Origin of the sequence: Phenylobacterium sp., assembly GCF_030693805.1 — a bacterium.
GTDB lineage: Bacteria > Pseudomonadota > Alphaproteobacteria > Caulobacterales > Caulobacteraceae > Phenylobacterium.
The window spans coordinates 1-2,004 of sequence record NZ_JAUXZW010000214.1 but is presented as its reverse complement, the minus strand read 5'-3'; the positions used below and the strand labels follow the sequence as shown (position 1 = coordinate 2,004).

Here is a 2,004-nt window from a genome sequence, read left to right as displayed (position 1 = left end):
CAATCAGGAAGACCTCGATTTTGACTCGGTGCAGCGCGGCAATCCGGAAATCGAGCGCCGTGCCCAGGAAGTCATCGACCGCTGCTGGGGGCTGGGGAATCTCAATCCGATCCTGTCGATACACGATGTTGGCGCTGGTGGCCTGTCGAATGCGCTGCCGGAGCTGGTGCATGGCGCGCAGCGCGGCGGGCATTTCCAGTTGCGCGATGTGCCCAGCGAAGAGCCGGGCATGTCGCCGATGCAGATCTGGTGCAACGAGGCGCAGGAACGTTATGTGCTGGCGATCGAGCCGCGCGATCTGGCGCAGTTCCAGGCGCTCTGCGAGCGCGAGCGCTGCCCCTTTGCCGTGGTCGGCACGGCGACGGCCGACGGCCGGCTGAAGGTCGGCGACACCGTGTTCAACAACAACCCGGTGGACATGGAGCTTGCTGTGCTGCTCGGCAAGCCGCCGAAAATGACCCGCGACGTCAAACGCCTGGTGCGCGAGGGTCAGGTATTCGATGCGGGCGGCATCGACATCCGCGAAGCGCTGTACCGCGTGCTGCGCCTGCCGACAGTGGCGGACAAGACTTTCCTGATCAGCATCGGTGATCGCACGGTCGGCGGCATGACCGCGCGCGACCAGATGGTCGGGCCGTGGCAGGTGCCGGTGGCGGATGTGGCGGTGACCCTGATGGGATTCAACACCCACTGCGGCGAAGCGATGGCGATGGGCGAACGCACGCCTTTGGCGGTGCTGAATCCCGAAGCCTCGGGGCGCATGGCGCTCGGCGAAGCGATTACCAATATTGCGGCGGCTTCAATCGCCAAACTTGGCGACGTAAAACTGTCGGCAAACTGGATGGCCGCTGCCGGACATCCCGGTGAAGATGCCGCGCTGTTCGATACCGTACATGCGGTGGCGATGGAACTGTGTCCGCAACTGGGCATCAGCATCCCGGTGGGCAAGGATTCCTTGTCCATGAAGACTTCATGGGCTGAGGGAAAAACGCGTAAAGAGGTGGTTGCGCCGCTGTCGCTGATTGTCTCGGCTTTCGCGCCGGTGAGTGATGCGCGCAAGACGCTGACGCCGCAACTGCGTACTGATTGCGGTGATACCGACCTGCTGCTGATCGACCTTGGCCGCGGGAAAAACCGCCTGGGTGCTTCGGCGCTGGCGCAGGTTTATGACGCGACCGGTGATTTGACGCCGGATGTCGTCGATGCCGCCGACCTGAAACATTTTTTCGAGGCCATCCAGCAATTGAATCAGGATGGCCGGTTTCTTGCCTATCACGACCGTTCGGATGGCGGCCTGTTGACGACCTTGTGCGAAATGCTCTTTGCCGCGCGTTGCGGCGCGCAGCTGGAACTGCAGGGTGATGCCGCAGCCGCGCTGTTCAACGAGGAGCTGGGCGCGCTGGTGCAAATCAAACGCAGCGACCGTGATGCGGTTATGACGGTGCTGAAGTTAAACGGACTTGCGCAGCACTGCACGGTGGTCGGCAGTGTCAATGCCGGATCACGACTGGTGGTGAAGGCCGGCGGCAAAACCGTACTCGACGAATCACGCATCGACTTGCACCGCGCCTGGTCCGAAACTTCTTATCGCATGCAGCTGTTGCGCGATAACCCGGATTGCGCACAACAGGAATATGACCGGTTGCTCGACGCTGATGATCCCGGTATTTCGCCGAAACTGACGTTTGATCCGCACGAAGATATTGCCGCGCCATTCATCAATCGCGGCGCAAAACCTCGCGTGGCGATCCTGCGCGAGCAGGGCGTCAATGGCCAGATCGAGATGGCGGCGGCTTTTGACCGTGCCGGTTTTGCCGCAGTCGATGTACACATGAGCGATATCATCGCCGGCCGCAGCAGCCTCGCGGACTTCAAGGGGTTTGCCGCCTGTGGCGGATTTTCCTACGGTGACGTGCTGGGGGCGGGAGAGGGCTGGGCCAAGTCCATCCTGTTCAATGCCCGCGCCCGTGACGAATTCGAGGCCTTTTTCAAACGCGGGAACAG

General features: G+C 61.9%; 1 protein-coding gene. It reads left to right on the top strand.

The features are described from left to right. Positions 1 to 2,004: phosphoribosylformylglycinamidine synthase (gene purL, locus Q8M88_RS08410; RefSeq protein ID WP_305596315.1), on the top strand; the 2,004-nt coding region annotated here is incomplete at both ends.